The organism is Ochrobactrum sp. P6BSIII, assembly GCF_014138065.1.
In the GTDB taxonomy this organism is placed as follows: domain Bacteria; phylum Pseudomonadota; class Alphaproteobacteria; order Rhizobiales; family Rhizobiaceae; genus Brucella.
This window is the reverse complement of record NZ_JACGXB010000008.1, coordinates 210,820-225,511: the sequence shown is the minus strand read 5'-3', so window position 1 is coordinate 225,511 and position 14,692 is coordinate 210,820. Positions and strand designations below refer to the sequence as shown.

The following is a 14,692-nucleotide window of genomic DNA, read 5'->3' as shown; positions in this document are numbered from 1 at the left end:
ACCATGGCTACACAGCGCATCATTGATTTCCTCAATACCCGTCGTCCGGACGGTCCCTGCCTCGTCGTCGATACCGATGTCGTTCGCGAGAACTATCACAGCTTTGAAAAGGCATTGCCCTATTCCCGCATTTTCTATGCGGTGAAGGCCAATCCTGCGCCGGAAATCCTGCGCCTGCTCGCTTCGCTCGGTTCCTGCTTCGATACGGCCTCGGTTGCCGAAATCGAAATGGCGCTGGAAGCCGGTGCAACGCCGAGCCGCATTTCCTACGGCAACACCATCAAGAAGGAGCGCGATATTGCGCGCGCTTTCGAGTTGGGCATCCGTCTTTATGCAGTCGACTCCGTGGAAGAAGTCGAGAAGGTCGCGCGCGCCGCTCCTGGCAGCCGCGTCTTCTGCCGCGTTCTGACCGACGGTGAAGGCGCCGAATGGCCGCTGTCGCGCAAGTTCGGCTGCGTGCCTGCAATGGCCGTCGACGTGCTGCGCCATGCCAAGGTGTTCGGCCTCGATTCTTATGGCGTATCGTTCCATGTCGGCTCGCAGCAGACGGACCTCTCCGCCTGGGACCGCGCGCTTGGCGATGCGGCATCGGTGTTCCGCACCCTTGCCGATGAAGGCATCGTGCTGCGCATGGTCAATATGGGCGGCGGTTTCCCGACCCGTTACCTCAAGGACGTGCCGACCGCTCAGGCCTATGGCATGGCGATCTTCGACGCGCTGTCCAAGCATTTCGGCAACCGTATCCCGGAAACCATCATCGAACCGGGCCGCGGCATGGTCGGCAATGCAGGCGTGATCAAGACCGAAGTGGTTCTGGTCTCCCGCAAGGCGGACAACGACAATGTGCGCTGGGTCTATCTCGACATTGGCAAGTTCGGCGGTCTCGCCGAAACCATGGACGAGGCGATCCGCTATCAGATCGTGACCCCGCATGACGGTAGCGAAACCGAGCCTTGCGTGCTGGCTGGCCCGACCTGCGACAGTGCGGATGTTCTTTACGAAAAGACGCCGTATCCGCTGCCGGTCTCGCTGACCATCGGTGACGAAATCCTCATCGAAGGCACGGGCGCTTACACCACCACCTATTCGGCGGTGGCGTTCAACGGCTTCGAACCGCTCCGATCCTACGTCATCTGATCTTTCAGGTTCGGTATGATCCCGAAAAGTGGGAACCGGTTTTCGGATAAGATCATACCGTCAGAGACCTGAATGATCCTCTCAATCTGTCCGGTGCCGCAAGGCACTGGACGGGGTGTGCTGCTGCCGCTTTGCGGGGATAGATGTGATGAATGCAATTCTCGATTTTCAGGACAATGACGCCGCTGGCTTCGTGCAGGGCTTTGCCCCCGTTGCTGCGCCCGCTTTTGCAATAGCAGGCGAGACGGTGGAGCACGTGCTGGCGCGTGAAGCGCTGCTCGACCGCGCCATGGGCGAAGGCCGTCGCAGAAAGTCTTCGGAAAAGCTGCGGCGCGGTCGTCTTCCCGCCGCAGGGCTGGCCTTTGCTGCCGAGAGCGCCGATGGCGTTCTCTCCGGCACTGTTCGCTTGTGGAATGTTCAGGCCGGTATCGATGCCTTCGGCTTTCCGGTTGCCGCGCTGCTGCTTGGGCCTCTGGCCGTCGATCCGTCTGCTGCCGGTACCGGTATCGGTTCGGCCCTGATGCGTCACGCGATTGCTGAGGCAGCCATGCTTGGCCATGGCGCGATCCTGCTGGTCGGCGATCCGGAATATTATGAGCGTTTCGGCTTCACGGCGGAAAAGACCGGCGAACTGGCCATGCCCGGCCCTTATGAAAAGCGGCGTTTTCTGGCGCTCGAACTGAAGCCCGGTCACCTCGACGGCGCCCACGGCGTTCTGCGCGCGAGTGGCCGCAAGGCGCCGCGCGCCGAGATTGCGCGCACTGCCTAAGATTATCTTGCCCGAACTATTTTGAAAGGCGCAGCAGCCGTCCGAAGTTGCGGACGGCTGTAATGGCCAGCCCCGCCAGCAAACCGGCGATCAATCCTGCAATCACGATCAGCTTGCGCGATGTGCCCGAAGGATCGAGCGGTGGGCGAGCTTCCGAAAGCACACGGATATTGACCGTGTTCAGGCCTTCCTGTTCGCCGGTTTCACGCGAGCGCAGGAGGAATGCTTCATAAACGGAGCGGCGGGCTGCCGCTTCGCGTTCCAGTTCGCGCAGCTTGACCAGATCGCCATTATTGTTGGCCTGCTGGGCTTTTAGCTGCGCCAGACGAGCCGACAATTCCTTTTCCTGCTGAACCGAACGCTGAACCTCGACCTGAAGCGAGGAGCGCACGCGGCGCAACTCGGCGTCGATATCGCCGAGGATAGCACCTGCCTGCGATTGCGCCTGGATCAATTGCGGATGGCGCGGCCCAAGCTGTGAGGACATGCCGTTTGCCGCCTGTCTTGCCTGCGCATATTGCGCGCGCAAGGCGGTCAGTGTGTTGGACCTGAACTCTTCCGGCAATGTATCGGCAACCACATTGTCCGACGTGGCGCTGTTCATCACCTCGATGCGCGCCTGCAACCGCATCGTTTCGGCGCGCTGGTTGGAAAGCTGTTCGTTAAGGCGGCCAAGGTCACTGTCGCTGATAAGTTTGCCGTCGACATCCACGAGGTCATGCGCGGCGCGGAAATCCGCCGCTGCTGTTTCCGCCTGTTCGACGCTTGCGCGCAGGCTGGCAAGCCGGGTCGACAGTTCTTCCGATGTGCGACGGGTCGCATCGGATTGCATCGAGACAAGCTCGTTTTGAAACACTGTGCTGATCGTATTGGCCAAGGAAGCCGATTTTTGCGGGTCGCGAGTCTTGACCGAAATCGAATAGATGAAGGTCTTGGCATCGCGGTCGATCTTCATCGCCTTGTAGAGATTGTAGAGCACCCGCGTTTCCAGCGCCTGACTATCGCTTGTCTTCTTGGCTGACAGCATGTCGCGGATCTGCGCAAAGAAACCGGCTACGCCGGTCGGGACCAGCGTTCCATTGAATTCCGGATCTTGCGTGAGCTTGGTCTGGTCGATCACCTTCAAAAGCACGCTGCTGGAACCGACGATGCGCGCCTGACTTTCCGCGACGGCCAGTGAAGCGTCAGTCGGCAACTGGCCGGGCGTCAGTTCTGTGCCAACGGTTTTGATGTTGCGCGGGTCGACCAGAACATCGGTCGTCGCGACATACATGGTCGGCACGGAAAGCGCGATCAGCACACCGGCGATACCGCCGAGAACGGTCGTGACAAGCAGAAGCCTGCGCGATCCCTTGATCACGTCGATTGCCGCATAAGGGTCGATCAGCGGACGCCAGCTATTGTCATCGGCGCGATCCTTATCCGGTGTTATTGCCGTGTGATCTGTGGAGGCAGGCGCTTCCGCCAATGGTTGCGCAGTTTCGGGCACCGGTTGAGGCGAGGGCTGGTCCTCGACCAGTTCGCGCCTGCGCCGCTCGCGCGCGACGAGCTTGCGGTCAAGCTCGGTTTCGATGGCCGCAAGACGCTCCTGCAAGGCGGTGAGTTCTTCCTCGGTCAGCCGTTCGGGGCTCAGATCACGGGTGCGACCGAATTCCTCGCGCTCCTCTTTCGAAGCGGGTGGAGTCCATGGGGGTGTTTGAGGGGGCGTCTGGGGCGGCGTTTGGGCCGATGCCGCGGAGGTTGGTGTCCGGCTCAAGCCAGCGGGCGCGTCGGAGAATGAGAGAAGGGGTTTCCCGCTCTCCTCTTTATGACGCTTATCATCGCTGCTCATTGCCTGAAATATCCGAACTCTGAAAACCCGTTTGGGTTGTGACTGTAAGTCCCTACGGGAAAAAAATGGTTAATGGTATAGAAATTGTCCCCGTGCAAAATGCTACCGGTTAACCATTCCAGATTTACGCCGGGTTTTGCGCTGGCTTTTCGCTTCGGCCCGTGAAACATGCCAGATTGTGAGCGATGCGACGAAGACAAAGGCTCGTTGGTGATAGCGAAAGCATTTCAGAAATTTGACCGCCTGAAATCTGGCCTCAAGTCCGGCATGCTCAGGGATTATCTCTCACTCGTCTCCGGTTCGGTCGGGCGGCTTGTGGTGTCGCTGGTCTATTTCATCGCGCTCGCCAACACGCTGCCGACGGGCGATTTCGGTATTTTCGCGACGGCATCGGGCACCGGCGTCATGCTGTCTCGCATCGTGTCGCTGGGCTTTACCTCGCCGCTCTATCGCATCTCCACCGTCAAGCCGCATCTGCTCGGAACCTATAGCGCCGGATATCTCATGGCGGTGGTGGCATCGCTGCCGCTGTTCGCCGTCTGCTCGTGGCTGGTCTATCTGGTGTTCTTCAGCCGGGATATCACGCTTCTGCCCTTCGTCATCATCATCGTGGCGGAAGCCCTGTTCTGGCGCTCGGCGGAAGTCATCATCATCGTCAATAACGGCCTCAACCGGTTCGGCATTTCGGCGGGCCTCGTCATTTTCGGCACGGTCACGCGGGCGGTTGCAGCGGTGCTGTTCACCTGGATGGCGACGGTGCACGATGTTGCCCATTGGGCATGGTGGTATCTCGCGGCCAATGCCGTGGCGCTTGCCGTGTCGATCTATTTCTATCCGCGCAGGAAAATCCGTTTTCGGCCCAAACTCTATATCCGCCGTTTCGCGGATTCGATTGCCGTCGCCGGGGCGGAACTGCTCTTTTATGTGCAAAGCGAGCTGGACAAATTGCTGGTGCTCAGCGTCGGCGGGCCGGAAATTGCCGGGCTTTATGCCATCGTCATGCGGCTGGTCGACCTGACGGCACTGCCGGTGCGCTCCTTCAACATGATGCTGGTGCAAAAACTGATGCGCAAGCCCGACATGTTGTCGAGCCTGCGTCTGCGTGCGGGACTGGAAGCGGCGGTGTTCGCCGTTTCGGTGGGTGGCCTTGCGGCGCTTGCGATTTTCCTCTGGGTATTTCCCAATGCGCTCGGCGCCAATGTGGCGGCGATTGTCAGCCTGCTGCCGCTGGTCTTGCTGGTGCCGGGGTTCCGCAATCTGATCGAGTATCAGACCGAGCTTCTCTATGCGCGCGGCCAGTCGGGCCTGCGCACGCTCAGCCTCGTCATCATGACGGCGGCCAAGGCCTTGTTTGTCTGGCTGCTGCTGCGACATTCCGGTGGCGGCAATGACTGGATCGCGGGCCTCAATCTCGTATTCGGCGCGCTCTATATTCTGTCGCTGGTTTTCACCTATACGAGCCTGCGGCTGCCCGCCAAACGCATCTGAAAGCCTAAACTCAAGCGCCGATGATGCGGCGAATATCATTGACCGAAAGACCGAGGAAAGACTGCATGCCGATGGCAACCTGATAGGGCTCCATCTCGGCAATGAATGTGCGGAATTCGTCTTCGGTTGGTGGCGGTGCAAACCATTGCATGCGACACAGATCATGGGTGTCGCTATAGTGGCCCGCGCCATGGAGTATGTCGTCGACATAACGGCCATAGAGGAAGCATTCCGAAAAACTGCGGATTGTCCCTAAAGCTGCCACCCAGTTGCGCCCCGTATGGCTTTCGATGCGCTCGCACATGGACAGCATCGTGTCGCGCCGCCAGGAAACGAGCTGGCCGATATAGTCGTTGAGTGCGTTCTTGCGGTCCCTGATGCCAAGCAGCTTTTCCGCATTGGCCGACCAGACCGGATGCAGGGGCCATTCAGGCTTGGCCAGCGCATCGGGACGCACGAAGAGGCGCATTTTGCCGCTCTGCCAGAGATTGCGGCAGTCGAAAGTGCGCAGGAACGCGGTGTCGGAATCGGTATAGAGAAAGCCGTCTTCCCCCGTCACATTCGCCAGAGCAATGCGGCGCAACTGCTGCACATGCCAGCCGCGCAGCGGCTTGGCTTTCAGCGACAGCCAGATGCGGCGCTTGCCGAAGGAGGTTGGATCGGGAAAGACATGCAGCCAGGATGGCAGCAATTCCCGTTCGTCAATGATGATGCGGTGCGGCCCAGCCAGCTGCTGGAACAGTGCGACATCGCGCGGTTCGACGAGGATATAATGCGTGGTGAACCCGCAGACATGTTCATCCACGGTTTCGCACAGCAATTTGCAGCGCTCGAAATCCTTGTCGTAGCTTGCCGTGACAATTGCCGTCTTCATCGACCATCCCGCATCAAATATCCCGAAAGTCCGCTCAGCATGACCCGCCACAGGAAAAGCGGGTTGCCGACCAGATAGCGTCCTGCCAGTCGTACTGGCTCGCGCATCAGCCGATAGGCCCATTCAAGCCGCATCTGGCGAAGCCATTCCGGCGCGCGTTCGGTTGCGCCCGCCTGAAAATCGAACAAGGCCCCAACCGCGCAGGCCATGGTGCAATGCGCTTTGGTGATATGTGTCTGGATGAAGAGTTCCTGCAACGGCACGCCCATGGCGACCAGCAGGATATCCGGCCTGTCGCCTGCAAGCCGGTCGAGGATTGCGGCCATCTGGTCGGGTGCGAAAAACCCATCCGCATAGACCCGGTAATCATGCTGCGGCGCAAGCCCATGAAACGCTTCTGCGGCCTTTTCGGGAATGCCGGGCCGTCCACCGATCAGTCCGATACGCAGCGGGCGTTTGATATGGCCAAGCAGGCGCGGCACGAAATCCGTTCCGTTGAGATTGGCGGGGAATTTCTGCCCATAGGCAATCTTGCTGGCTATATCGACGCCAACGCCGTCGGGCAGCACGAGAAAACTCTGCAAAGCCTGCTTATAGGTCGCATCGGCATGCGCAACATTGGCGCAATGGGCGTTGAGCCATGCCACGCGCTGGAACTGTCCGTCTTCAAGCGTCGTGTCGAAAAAGTCGAGCGCTTCGTTCCAGTCGAAACAGGCGACATCGATGCCAAGAATATTGCGGGACGGGCGGGGGCTTTGTTCCAGCATCATTGCGCTCCCGCCGCGCGCTTCGTGGTCCGACGAAGCGCATCCAGTCCGCGTGTGAGCGCCTGATCCATGCCGTCGATCTGTGAGCGGGTAAAGGCCTTGCCGTCCAGCATCTGGCGGTCACCTGCGCGGGCCTGCGCGATGCGCATTTTGATCGCCGCTGCAAATTCCGCTGGCGCGTCAGCAATAGTGCAGTTTTCGGGAATGCGCGCGATGCCGCGCACGGAATGCGGCGTGGCGACGCTCGGCATACCAAGCTCAAAGGTTTCGATGGTCTTCAACTGAACGCCGGTGCCTGCGCGGCTGATCAACGGCACGACGGCGCAACTTTCAACAAAGGCGGTGGCGTCCGATACTTTGCCGACGAAGTTTACAGCCGGCCAGGCGGCAATCAGGTCGGCTGGTGTGCTGCCGGCAATCGCGGTGGATATGTCCGATGGCAGCAGCGGCTCGATCTCTCTGAGGAACCATTCAAGGCCAATCCGGTTCGGATGCCATGTCCAGGTGCCAATCAAAGCAAGGTCATACTTGATATCGCGGCTGGCCGATCTGCGCCCGGCTGGCATAACCAGCGGGAAGGTCGCGGCTTTTTCCGGGGAGAGGCCTAGCGCTGGCGCATCGTCCTCGGCAAAGGTGAAGACGAAGGCTGCATTGTCACAAAGCCGCTTTTCCAGCCGCTTGAGAATGCGGGCTTCGCGGGAGAAGAGAAGCTTCTGGATAATGCCCTTGGCGTCTTCGGCGTTTTCGCGTGCCGAGCGGTGTTCCACATTATGCGCAACAAAAAGCGACGGCTTGTCACGAAATACGGCTTCGAACGCGCCGGGAAGTGCCACCCCGTTCAGCACATAGGCGTCAAAATCGCCGCAAGCCGCAATCGCTTCATGCAGTTTCATCGGCGGAATGACGCGCAGCTTGGCGGAGGAAACCGTCAGTCCGGTGAGGAAGGATTTGACGACCCAGCCGATTTTCTGCGCAGCGCTTGCACCTTCGGTGCGCACTTCCACTTCGCCCAGCACCACGACATCCGCGTCGGCGGCAGCCTTGCGTCCCGGCCATGTGAAGCCGATGACGGTGACATGTGCGCCAGCCCGGCGCAGCCCGTTGATGACAGCGGCATTGGCGACTTCATATCCAGTCGAAGCATCTTCGTGGGGCACGAGGGATGTCACGAAAACGAGACGCAACGGTTGCAATTCGACTCCTGCGGATATGCCGTATTTCTATGCCTTGATTCATAGCGGCGCGGTGTAAATGATCCTTAAACGCTCGCCTGATAAATAGGGCTTGAAATCAATTTATTGAATCGTGTTGAGTGCTGTTTTTCAGTACAACCGCACCAATTGAAGAATTGATGTGGCATAGAGCAGTTTACGTGTCAAAATTAGGGCATTTCCGACAAAAGGACCAATTGGTTTTGCATCGGATGATAGGGCGGCGGTTGAAAATATAATGGACAACAGGACGCCGAAGCTTCCCAATCACATTCAAGTCATTACTCAAACACCCCATTTGAATTTTACGAATGTCGAGGTGGTGGTGACGCTGCCGACTTTTCGCCGTCCCGAGCATCTTCTGCGAACGCTGGAGAGCCTGAAGGCGCAGGTGACCGAGCGGCAATTCGCGATCATCGTTGTCGAAAACGAGGCGGAGGAACAAGCGGGTGCCAAAGTTGCGGCACCGCTGTTTGCGGCTGGGACCTATCGCGGTCTGGTGATCGTGGAAACGCAGCGTGGCAATTGCAACGCCTATAATGCCGCCTGGCTGACGGCGCTCGGTTATTTCCCGAACATGAAACATGTTCTGGTGATCGACGATGACGAACTGGCCGATCCGTCATGGCTGGAAAACATGATGGCGGCAGCAGAACGCTATTCCGTCGATCTGGTGGGCGGTCCGCAGGTGCCGGTCTTCGACCGCCCGGGGTCTGAGGCATGGGCGCGTCATCCGGTGTTCCTGCCGACTTATCAGCGCAGCGGCCCGGTGCCCACGCTTTATTCGTCGGGCAATCTCGCCGTCGCACGGCCAGTGCTGGAAGCGGCGGGCTTTCCGTTTCTCGATCCGATGTTCAATTTCACGGGCGGCGGCGACTCCGATTTTATCAGTCGTTCCGTCGCCAAGGGTTTCAGGACAGGCTGGTGCGCGGAAGCGCCGGTGCATGAAACCGTCCCGGCGCGGCGGCTGGAAGGCGACTGGATCCGGGCGCGCGGTTTGCGCAACGGCATGATTTCAACCATGATGGAGCGGCGCAAGCGCAAGGACCAACCGTTGGGTGCAGCGCGGGTGTTTGTCAAAAGTGCGCTTCTGCTCGGCTTCTCGCCGGTCAAGGCCTTGTACAAGGGAGTTCAGGCGCGGTGGGTTTCCGTAGGCGCCTATTATATCCATGTCGGATTGGGCCGGGTCATGGCGCATTTTGGGTATGAGAATGAGCAGTATCGCAACCCGGACAAAAACTGACAGCCGCGCCCCCGGCGCTGCTGCGGCCGGAGTTGCGGAAGCACACCGGGCGCAGATGCGTAAGATCGCGCTCGTTGTTGCCGTTGTAGTCATGTGCATTTTGATGATTTCGTTTCGTCCTTTCATGGCCGAGCCGGAAACTGACGGCGGCGGCAGCGGCGATATCATCAACCAGCTTGGTTTCAGTCTTTTGGGCGTTGGGGTCATCGCGGCCCTTGCTACGTTGACCGACCCGCGAAAGGTGGCGCGGATTGTCGGCTTCGGCTGGTCGCTGATGTTCCTTCTGTTGTTCGCGTCGTTGATGCAGAGCGTCTATCCCGGCGTGGTGATGCGCGGCGCGGTTTTCACGATGATCGGCGTTTGCTGTGTTGTGGCGGTTCTGGCCTTGCCGCAGGATGGTGATGGCTATGCCCGGCTGTTGATGACGGTGGCCTCCGTTGTGCTGGTCATTTCCTATGCCAGTGTGGTGCTGTTGCCGTCGCTTGGCACGCATGGGGCAGACCCGATCGAGCCACAGAATTCCTATCTCTGGCGCGGGGTGTTCAGCCATAAAAATGTTGCCGGTCCGGTCATGGCGGCTTTCGCTTTTTCGGGGCTCTATCTCTGGCGGCGGGGCTGGCGCGTCAGCGGCGCGCTGATCAGCCTGTCGGCGCTGTTCTTCGTCTCGCAGACCGGGTCGAAAACCACCATGGCGCTGGTGCCGCTGGCCATGCTGCTGGTGATGGTGCCGGGTGCGCTCGGCCTGCGGTTTCTGACCGTCGCTGCCATCTTTTCCATTCAGTTTACGTTTGCCGTACTGACTTTCGGCTCGGTGCTGTTCGAACCGATCCGCGCCTTTGTCGAAAGCCTGGGCGTTGACGCCACTTTCACCGGGCGCGTGTCGATCTGGCAATTCGCCATCGAAAATCTGCCGGGCCGATTATGGACCGGTTATGGCTATGAAAGTTTCTGGAAATCACCAACGGCGCTGGAAGCGGCCAGGCCCTATTATCTCGGCTGGGACGTGCGCAACATGGTCCATGCCCATAATGGCTATCTCGATCTGGTGGTGGCCATGGGGCTTCCCGGACTGATATGCGGTGTGACCGTGATCATCGTGATGCCGCTGGTCAATTACATGCGGTGCAGGCCGCAGCGCGAGAATCTGCTTCTTGCAGATTATTTCCTGATGATCGTGTTCTTCTGCACGTTGAACGCGATGATGGAAAGCTTCTTCTTCCGGCGTGTCGATCCGGTCTGGCTGACCACCCTGTTCGGGATTTTCGGGCTGCGTCTGACATCCAGAATCAGCATACCGAAAAGGCTGGATTGATAATGCGCGCTGCCCCTATCGGAGATCATTCATGAATATTGCGATTGTCGGCACAGGTTTCGTTGCCGATTATTACATGACCACCTTGCGCAATTACCCCGAGCTTGTGCTGCGCGGTGTCTATGATCGGTCCCCGGAACGGCTCAAGGCGTTTGCAGCGCATTATGGCGCGCAGGTCTATGATAGTTTCCACGCCGTGTTGGCCGATCCGGACGTGCAGCTTGTCGTCAATCTGACGACGCCGGAAAGCCATTACGAGATTTCGCGGGCGGTATTGGCTGCGGGCAAGCATGTCTATTCCGAAAAGCCGCTTGCCATGAGTTTCGATGAGGCCAAGGCGCTGGTTGAATTTGCCGCCAGTCGCGGCCTGACATTGGCCGCAGCGCCTGCCAATGGTCTCAGCGATGCGCAACAGCTGGTCTCGTCCGCAATCGACGCTGTTGGCACGCCGCGCCTCGTCTATGCGCAGATGGAAGACGGTCCCGTCTTTCGCGACAAATGGTCGACATGGCGCTCGCAGTCCGGCGCGGTCTGGCCCGGTCTGCATGAATTTGAAATCGGCTGCACGCTCGAACATGCAGGCTATGCGCTGTCATGGCTGGTTTCGCTGTTTGGTCCGGTGGAAAGCGTCACGGCGTTCTCCGCGATCACCTTTCCCGATAAGGGGCCGGGCACAGAGCATCTTCAGATGGCTCCCGATTTTTCGGTCGGTTGCCTGCGTTTCAAGTCGGGCCTCGTGGCGCGACTGACATCGGGTCTTGCGATGCCGCGCGATCGCAGCCTGACGGTGGTGGGCGACAAGGGCTCGATCAGTGTCGATGATCTTTGGGACAATCGCTCTGCCGTGCGTCTTGAAAAGGCGGATGAAAAGACGCGGTTCTGGGCGCGGCTGTTCATCATTCTAGAAGTGCGGATCGGCAAATTCCTGTCGTGGAAGCCCGTCGCGGGCAAGAAGCTGCCCTATCCGAAGGGCAGCAAATCCGCTTTGCCATCCTATCCGTCGCAGATCGATTTTGCGCGTGGTATCGCCGATCAGGCACGCGCCATCGGAAAGGGCGAGACGGCGTTCTTCTCCGGCGATGTGGCACTGCACATCACCGAAATCGCGCTGGCGCTCAACAATGCTGGTGACAGTGCAGCCCCATACATGATGAAGAGCAGTTTCTAATCCCGCGATACGATCCGATGCAGGATGTCAGCCACGGCTGTGCTGTCCGCCAGCGGCATGACCGGACTTGAAATCGCACCGTTCACAACGGCATCGCGCACGGCAAGTGCCTGAAACTGAAGGCCGTTGCCGGAAAAGGCGTGGCTTTCGATTTTACGGCCCGGCAGGGGCAGGCGGTTGATGATCTTGCCGATCAGGCCGGAGCCCCTGTCCGGACCGAAGGGCGACCTCAGTGCACCAGCAGAATAGACTGTCAGACGCTGGGCTTTCAGGAAAGGTCCGTGCAGCAGGAGCGCGCCCCTGGTTCCCGTGATCAGCATGCGATTGTCGCCATCCCGGTCGAAGCCGCAGGAAAGCCGGGCTTCTGCATCGGGCCAGAACAGTTCAATCTCCGTGCGCAGGTCGACGCCATTGTCCGCGCGTTTGCAGTGACCTTGCGAGCGTTCCGGCGCTCCCATGAAGAACAGCGCCAGCGAGACCGGATAGACACCGAGGTCAAATGCCGCCCCGCCGCCAAGTTCGGGGTCGAAGAAGCGGCTCTGTCGATCATAGGCGCGGAGATAGGAGAGGTCTGCTTCGATGCGCGTGACCTTGCCGATAGTGCCGGTCTCAATATGCCGTTTCGCCGCCTGTATGGCAGGCAGAAACCGCGACCACATCGCTTCCATCACGAAAGTCCGGCTGATTTCGCTGGCTGCGGCAAGGCGCGCTGCCCCTGCAGCATCGAGCGCAAGCGGCTTTTCGGTCAGGCAGGGCTTGCCTGCGGCAATGACCTGCAAGGTCTGGGCGACATGCATGGCGCTGGGCGTCGCGACATAGACCGCATCGATATCCAGATCGGCAAGAAATGTACCCACTGCGTTGAAGGTCTTGTCGGCGCCGACACGGTTTCCGAAGGCTTCCGCAGCTTCCAGCGTGCGCGAGCACACGGCGGAAACGCGCATACCGTCAATGGCCGCAATATCGGCGGCAAAGGCGCTGGCAATGGCGCCCGTTCCCCATATTCCCCAGCGGAACTCGTCTCGCGCGTTTTTCTGTTGCAATCTGCGCCTCGTCCTGCCTGCATTCACATAAATGTCTTATAACCTATGATAGCAGGCCAGAAGAGTTTTTTCCCTTCGAGAAATACTCTCCAGAACAATAAGTGGCCCCTCATCAAAGGGTGGCCAATGCGATAGATGGGATGAGGATCATGGGTGCTGGATTTGTCGTGGCCGTTGCACGCGATGGCGAACATCGCTTTTCCAAGCAGCCTGTGCCGGAAATCCATATCCTGACCGGGCTCGGCGTCGAGGGCGATGCGCATCAGGGCACAACGGTGAAGCACCGCTCACGCGTGAAAGTGGACCCGACCCAGCCCAATCTGCGACAGGTTCATCTCATTCAGGCCGAACTTTTCGACGAGCTGGCGGATAAAGGGTTTCATATTGCGCCTGCCGATCTTGGCGAGAATGTCACCACGCGCGGCGTTGATCTGCTGGGCCTGCCGAGGGACGCATTGCTGAAAATCGGCAAGGATGTGGTGTTGCAGGTGACAGGCCTGCGCAATCCGTGCCCACAGATCGAAAACTTCCAGAAGGGTCTTCTCTCGGCAGTGCTCGACAAGACGCCCGATGGGGAAGTGATCCGCAAGACGGGCGTTATGACCATCGTTCTGTCCGGTGGGCATGTGCGGGCCGACGATCCGATTGAGGTCGAGTTGCCGCCTCTGCCGCATATCAAGCTGGAACGGGTTTAGAGCATTTCCAGCAAAAGTGCGCAGCGGTTTTGCGTCGGATAATGCGTGAAAAAAAGATAGAGCGGTTCCTACGATCCCGTGGAAACAGGAACCGTTCTAGAATCCCAGTCCTGTTGTTGCAGCCATTTGCAGAAAGCTGCGATGGCAGCGACGCGCAGATGCGCTTTGGGGAAGACAAGATAAAAGCCCGGCACTTTTGCTTCCGGCATGGTGGTCATGATCTCACGTCCGAAAGGCGCGACGAGACGCCCAAGCTTGAGGTCTTCCTCCGCGTCAGCGATGGAGAGGAGCCCGACGCCCAGGCCCGCCACGGTCGCGCGGCGCATGGTGGCGGCGTCCTGAAGGCGCATATTGACCACCGCCGGATCGAACGCGACGCCCATATGATCCAGAACATCGGACCACAGATCGCCCGAAAGCACGGGATGCAGCAGGGTCATCGTGAGAAGATCGGCGGGTGTCGCGATCTGGCGCGCCAGATCGGGCGTGCAGCAGATCACCTTTACGTCGCGGGTCAGCAGCCGGGTCTCATAATTTTTCCAGCTGCCCTGAACATCGCCTCCAAAACCCCATTGTATGGCGACATCCACATCGTCGCGGGCAAAATCCGGTAGCTCCACCATGGTCGTCAGGCGCAGATCGGCGCCCGGCACAATATCGCGAAAGCCGCCCAGCTTTTCGAGCAGATAGCGTGTCGCAAAATAGGGGCTGGCATTGATGTTGATCCGGTCGCGCTGGCCGGTCTTGCTGATGCGGCGGATACCCTCGGCAAACTCGGCAAAGCCGGACTGGACATAATGACCGAGCAGAATGGCATTCTCGGTCGGTTCGACCGTGCGCCCTTTCCGCTCAAAGAGCTGAACGCCGGTCGTTTCTTCAAGCTGCTTGATCTGCTGGCTGACGGCTTGCGGGCTGACCAGAAGATCGTCGGCGGCGCTGCGAAAACTGCGGTGGCGCATCACCGCGTGAAACACACGCAGCGCGTTGAGAGGGGGCAGTCTGATTGTCCGCTCGCTCATATCGCTCCATCACGAATGCCAGCTGGTCATCTATTCGCTTTGTCCTGCGCCGAACCGCTTCGCGATTTTGCCGGAAACGCTATTTTCTATGTCATCGGCCCGAAGATCAGAACTGATTTCGGGCCGATGCTTCAT

At 59.3% G+C, this 14,692-nt stretch carries 13 protein-coding genes; 7 read left to right on the top strand and 6 right to left on the bottom strand.

The window, feature by feature from the left end; genetic code table 11:
- Window positions 1–3 precede the first annotated feature (3 nt).
- Together odc2 and FHW00_RS13685 are read left to right on the top strand one after the other, a co-directional pair.
- Window positions 4–1,137, top strand: coding sequence for an ornithine/lysine decarboxylase (odc2, locus tag FHW00_RS13690; RefSeq protein WP_078339051.1), 1,134 nt, complete (start codon window positions 4–6; stop codon window positions 1,135–1,137).
- Window positions 1,138–1,285: 148 nt separating this feature from the next.
- On the top strand, window positions 1,286–1,906 hold the full coding sequence (locus tag FHW00_RS13685; protein WP_078339050.1) for a GNAT family N-acetyltransferase: 621 nt from the start codon (window positions 1,286–1,288) through the stop codon (window positions 1,904–1,906).
- A gap of 16 nt (window positions 1,907–1,922) precedes the next feature.
- Here FHW00_RS13685 and FHW00_RS13680 read toward each other — a convergent pair whose 3' ends face one another.
- The gene (locus FHW00_RS13680; protein ID WP_078339049.1) at window positions 1,923–3,737 is read right to left on the bottom strand and encodes a GumC family protein; all 1,815 of its coding nucleotides are present in this window, start codon (window positions 3,735–3,737) and stop codon (window positions 1,923–1,925) included.
- 210 nt (window positions 3,738–3,947) lie between these two features.
- Between FHW00_RS13680 and FHW00_RS13675 the strand changes: the two genes are divergently transcribed.
- Complete coding sequence (locus FHW00_RS13675) at window positions 3,948–5,225, top strand: lipopolysaccharide biosynthesis protein (RefSeq protein ID WP_078339077.1); 1,278 nt, start codon at window positions 3,948–3,950, stop codon at window positions 5,223–5,225.
- Between the two features lie 10 nt (window positions 5,226–5,235).
- On the opposite strand, the gene FHW00_RS13670 is transcribed toward FHW00_RS13675, so the two are convergent.
- From FHW00_RS13670 to FHW00_RS13660, 3 genes are read right to left on the bottom strand one after another with little or no spacing between them, the layout of a single operon-like run.
- On the bottom strand, window positions 5,236–6,099 hold the full coding sequence (locus FHW00_RS13670) for a DUF6492 family protein (protein WP_078339048.1): 864 nt from the start codon (window positions 6,097–6,099) through the stop codon (window positions 5,236–5,238).
- Window positions 6,096–6,869, bottom strand: a complete 774-nt coding sequence (locus tag FHW00_RS13665; protein WP_445558206.1) for a WecB/TagA/CpsF family glycosyltransferase — start codon at window positions 6,867–6,869, stop codon at window positions 6,096–6,098. The genes FHW00_RS13670 and FHW00_RS13665 overlap by 4 nt, the downstream gene beginning before the upstream one ends.
- A complete protein-coding gene (locus tag FHW00_RS13660) occupies window positions 6,866–8,059 on the bottom strand; it encodes a glycosyltransferase family 4 protein (RefSeq protein ID WP_078339046.1) in 1,194 nt (397 codons plus the stop codon). Before FHW00_RS13660 ends, FHW00_RS13665 begins: the two co-directional genes overlap by 4 nt.
- A 256-nt stretch (window positions 8,060–8,315) precedes the next feature.
- Between FHW00_RS13660 and FHW00_RS13655 the strand changes: the two genes are divergently transcribed.
- The 3 genes from FHW00_RS13655 to FHW00_RS13645 are packed head-to-tail and all read left to right on the top strand — an operon-like array spanning window position 8,316 to window position 11,800.
- Window positions 8,316–9,320 (top strand): glycosyltransferase family 2 protein, encoded by a 1,005-nt coding sequence (locus FHW00_RS13655; RefSeq protein WP_078339045.1) that lies wholly within the window; start codon window positions 8,316–8,318, stop codon window positions 9,318–9,320.
- Window positions 9,289–10,632 carry an O-antigen ligase family protein gene (locus tag FHW00_RS13650; protein ID WP_078339044.1) on the top strand — a complete coding sequence of 448 codons (1,344 nt, stop codon included), beginning with the start codon at window positions 9,289–9,291 and terminating at the stop codon, window positions 10,630–10,632. Before FHW00_RS13655 ends, FHW00_RS13650 begins: the two co-directional genes overlap by 32 nt.
- A 31-nt stretch (window positions 10,633–10,663) precedes the next feature.
- Window positions 10,664–11,800: a Gfo/Idh/MocA family protein gene (locus FHW00_RS13645; RefSeq protein WP_078339043.1), complete on the top strand. Its 1,137-nt coding sequence runs from the start codon at window positions 10,664–10,666 to the stop codon at window positions 11,798–11,800.
- On the opposite strand, the gene FHW00_RS13640 is transcribed toward FHW00_RS13645, so the two are convergent.
- Window positions 11,797–12,843, bottom strand: coding sequence for a Gfo/Idh/MocA family protein (locus FHW00_RS13640; protein ID WP_078339042.1), 1,047 nt, complete (start codon window positions 12,841–12,843; stop codon window positions 11,797–11,799). The genes FHW00_RS13645 and FHW00_RS13640 overlap by 4 nt on opposite strands.
- A gap of 149 nt (window positions 12,844–12,992) precedes the next feature.
- Between FHW00_RS13640 and FHW00_RS13635 the strand changes: the two genes are divergently transcribed.
- Window positions 12,993–13,538, top strand: coding sequence for an MOSC domain-containing protein (locus tag FHW00_RS13635; protein WP_078339041.1), 546 nt, complete (start codon window positions 12,993–12,995; stop codon window positions 13,536–13,538).
- A gap of 68 nt (window positions 13,539–13,606) precedes the next feature.
- On the opposite strand, the gene FHW00_RS13630 is transcribed toward FHW00_RS13635, so the two are convergent.
- Window positions 13,607–14,557 (bottom strand): LysR substrate-binding domain-containing protein, encoded by a 951-nt coding sequence (locus FHW00_RS13630; protein WP_078339040.1) that lies wholly within the window; start codon window positions 14,555–14,557, stop codon window positions 13,607–13,609.
- Between the last annotated feature and the right edge of the window lie 135 nt (window positions 14,558–14,692).

Excerpts from the sequence above, each read along its gene's own strand:
- FHW00_RS13630 (WP_078339040.1), bottom strand. The coding sequence starts at position 14,557 with ATGAGCGAGCGGACAATCAGACTGCCCCCTCTCAACGCGCTGCGTGTG.
- FHW00_RS13650 (WP_078339044.1), top strand. The coding sequence starts at position 9,289 with ATGAGCAGTATCGCAACCCGGACAAAAACTGACAGCCGCGCCCCCGGC.
- FHW00_RS13665 (WP_445558206.1), bottom strand. The coding sequence starts at position 6,869 with ATGATGCTGGAACAAAGCCCCCGCCCGTCCCGCAATATTCTTGGCATC.
- odc2 (WP_078339051.1), top strand. The coding sequence starts at position 4 with ATGGCTACACAGCGCATCATTGATTTCCTCAATACCCGTCGTCCGGAC.
- FHW00_RS13680 (WP_078339049.1), bottom strand. The coding sequence starts at position 3,737 with ATGAGCAGCGATGATAAGCGTCATAAAGAGGAGAGCGGGAAACCCCTT.
- FHW00_RS13685 (WP_078339050.1), top strand. The coding sequence starts at position 1,286 with ATGAATGCAATTCTCGATTTTCAGGACAATGACGCCGCTGGCTTCGTG.
- FHW00_RS13635 (WP_078339041.1), top strand. The coding sequence starts at position 12,993 with ATGGGTGCTGGATTTGTCGTGGCCGTTGCACGCGATGGCGAACATCGC.
- FHW00_RS13655 (WP_078339045.1), top strand. The coding sequence starts at position 8,316 with ATGGACAACAGGACGCCGAAGCTTCCCAATCACATTCAAGTCATTACT.
- FHW00_RS13645 (WP_078339043.1), top strand. The coding sequence starts at position 10,664 with ATGAATATTGCGATTGTCGGCACAGGTTTCGTTGCCGATTATTACATG.
- FHW00_RS13670 (WP_078339048.1), bottom strand. The coding sequence starts at position 6,099 with ATGAAGACGGCAATTGTCACGGCAAGCTACGACAAGGATTTCGAGCGC.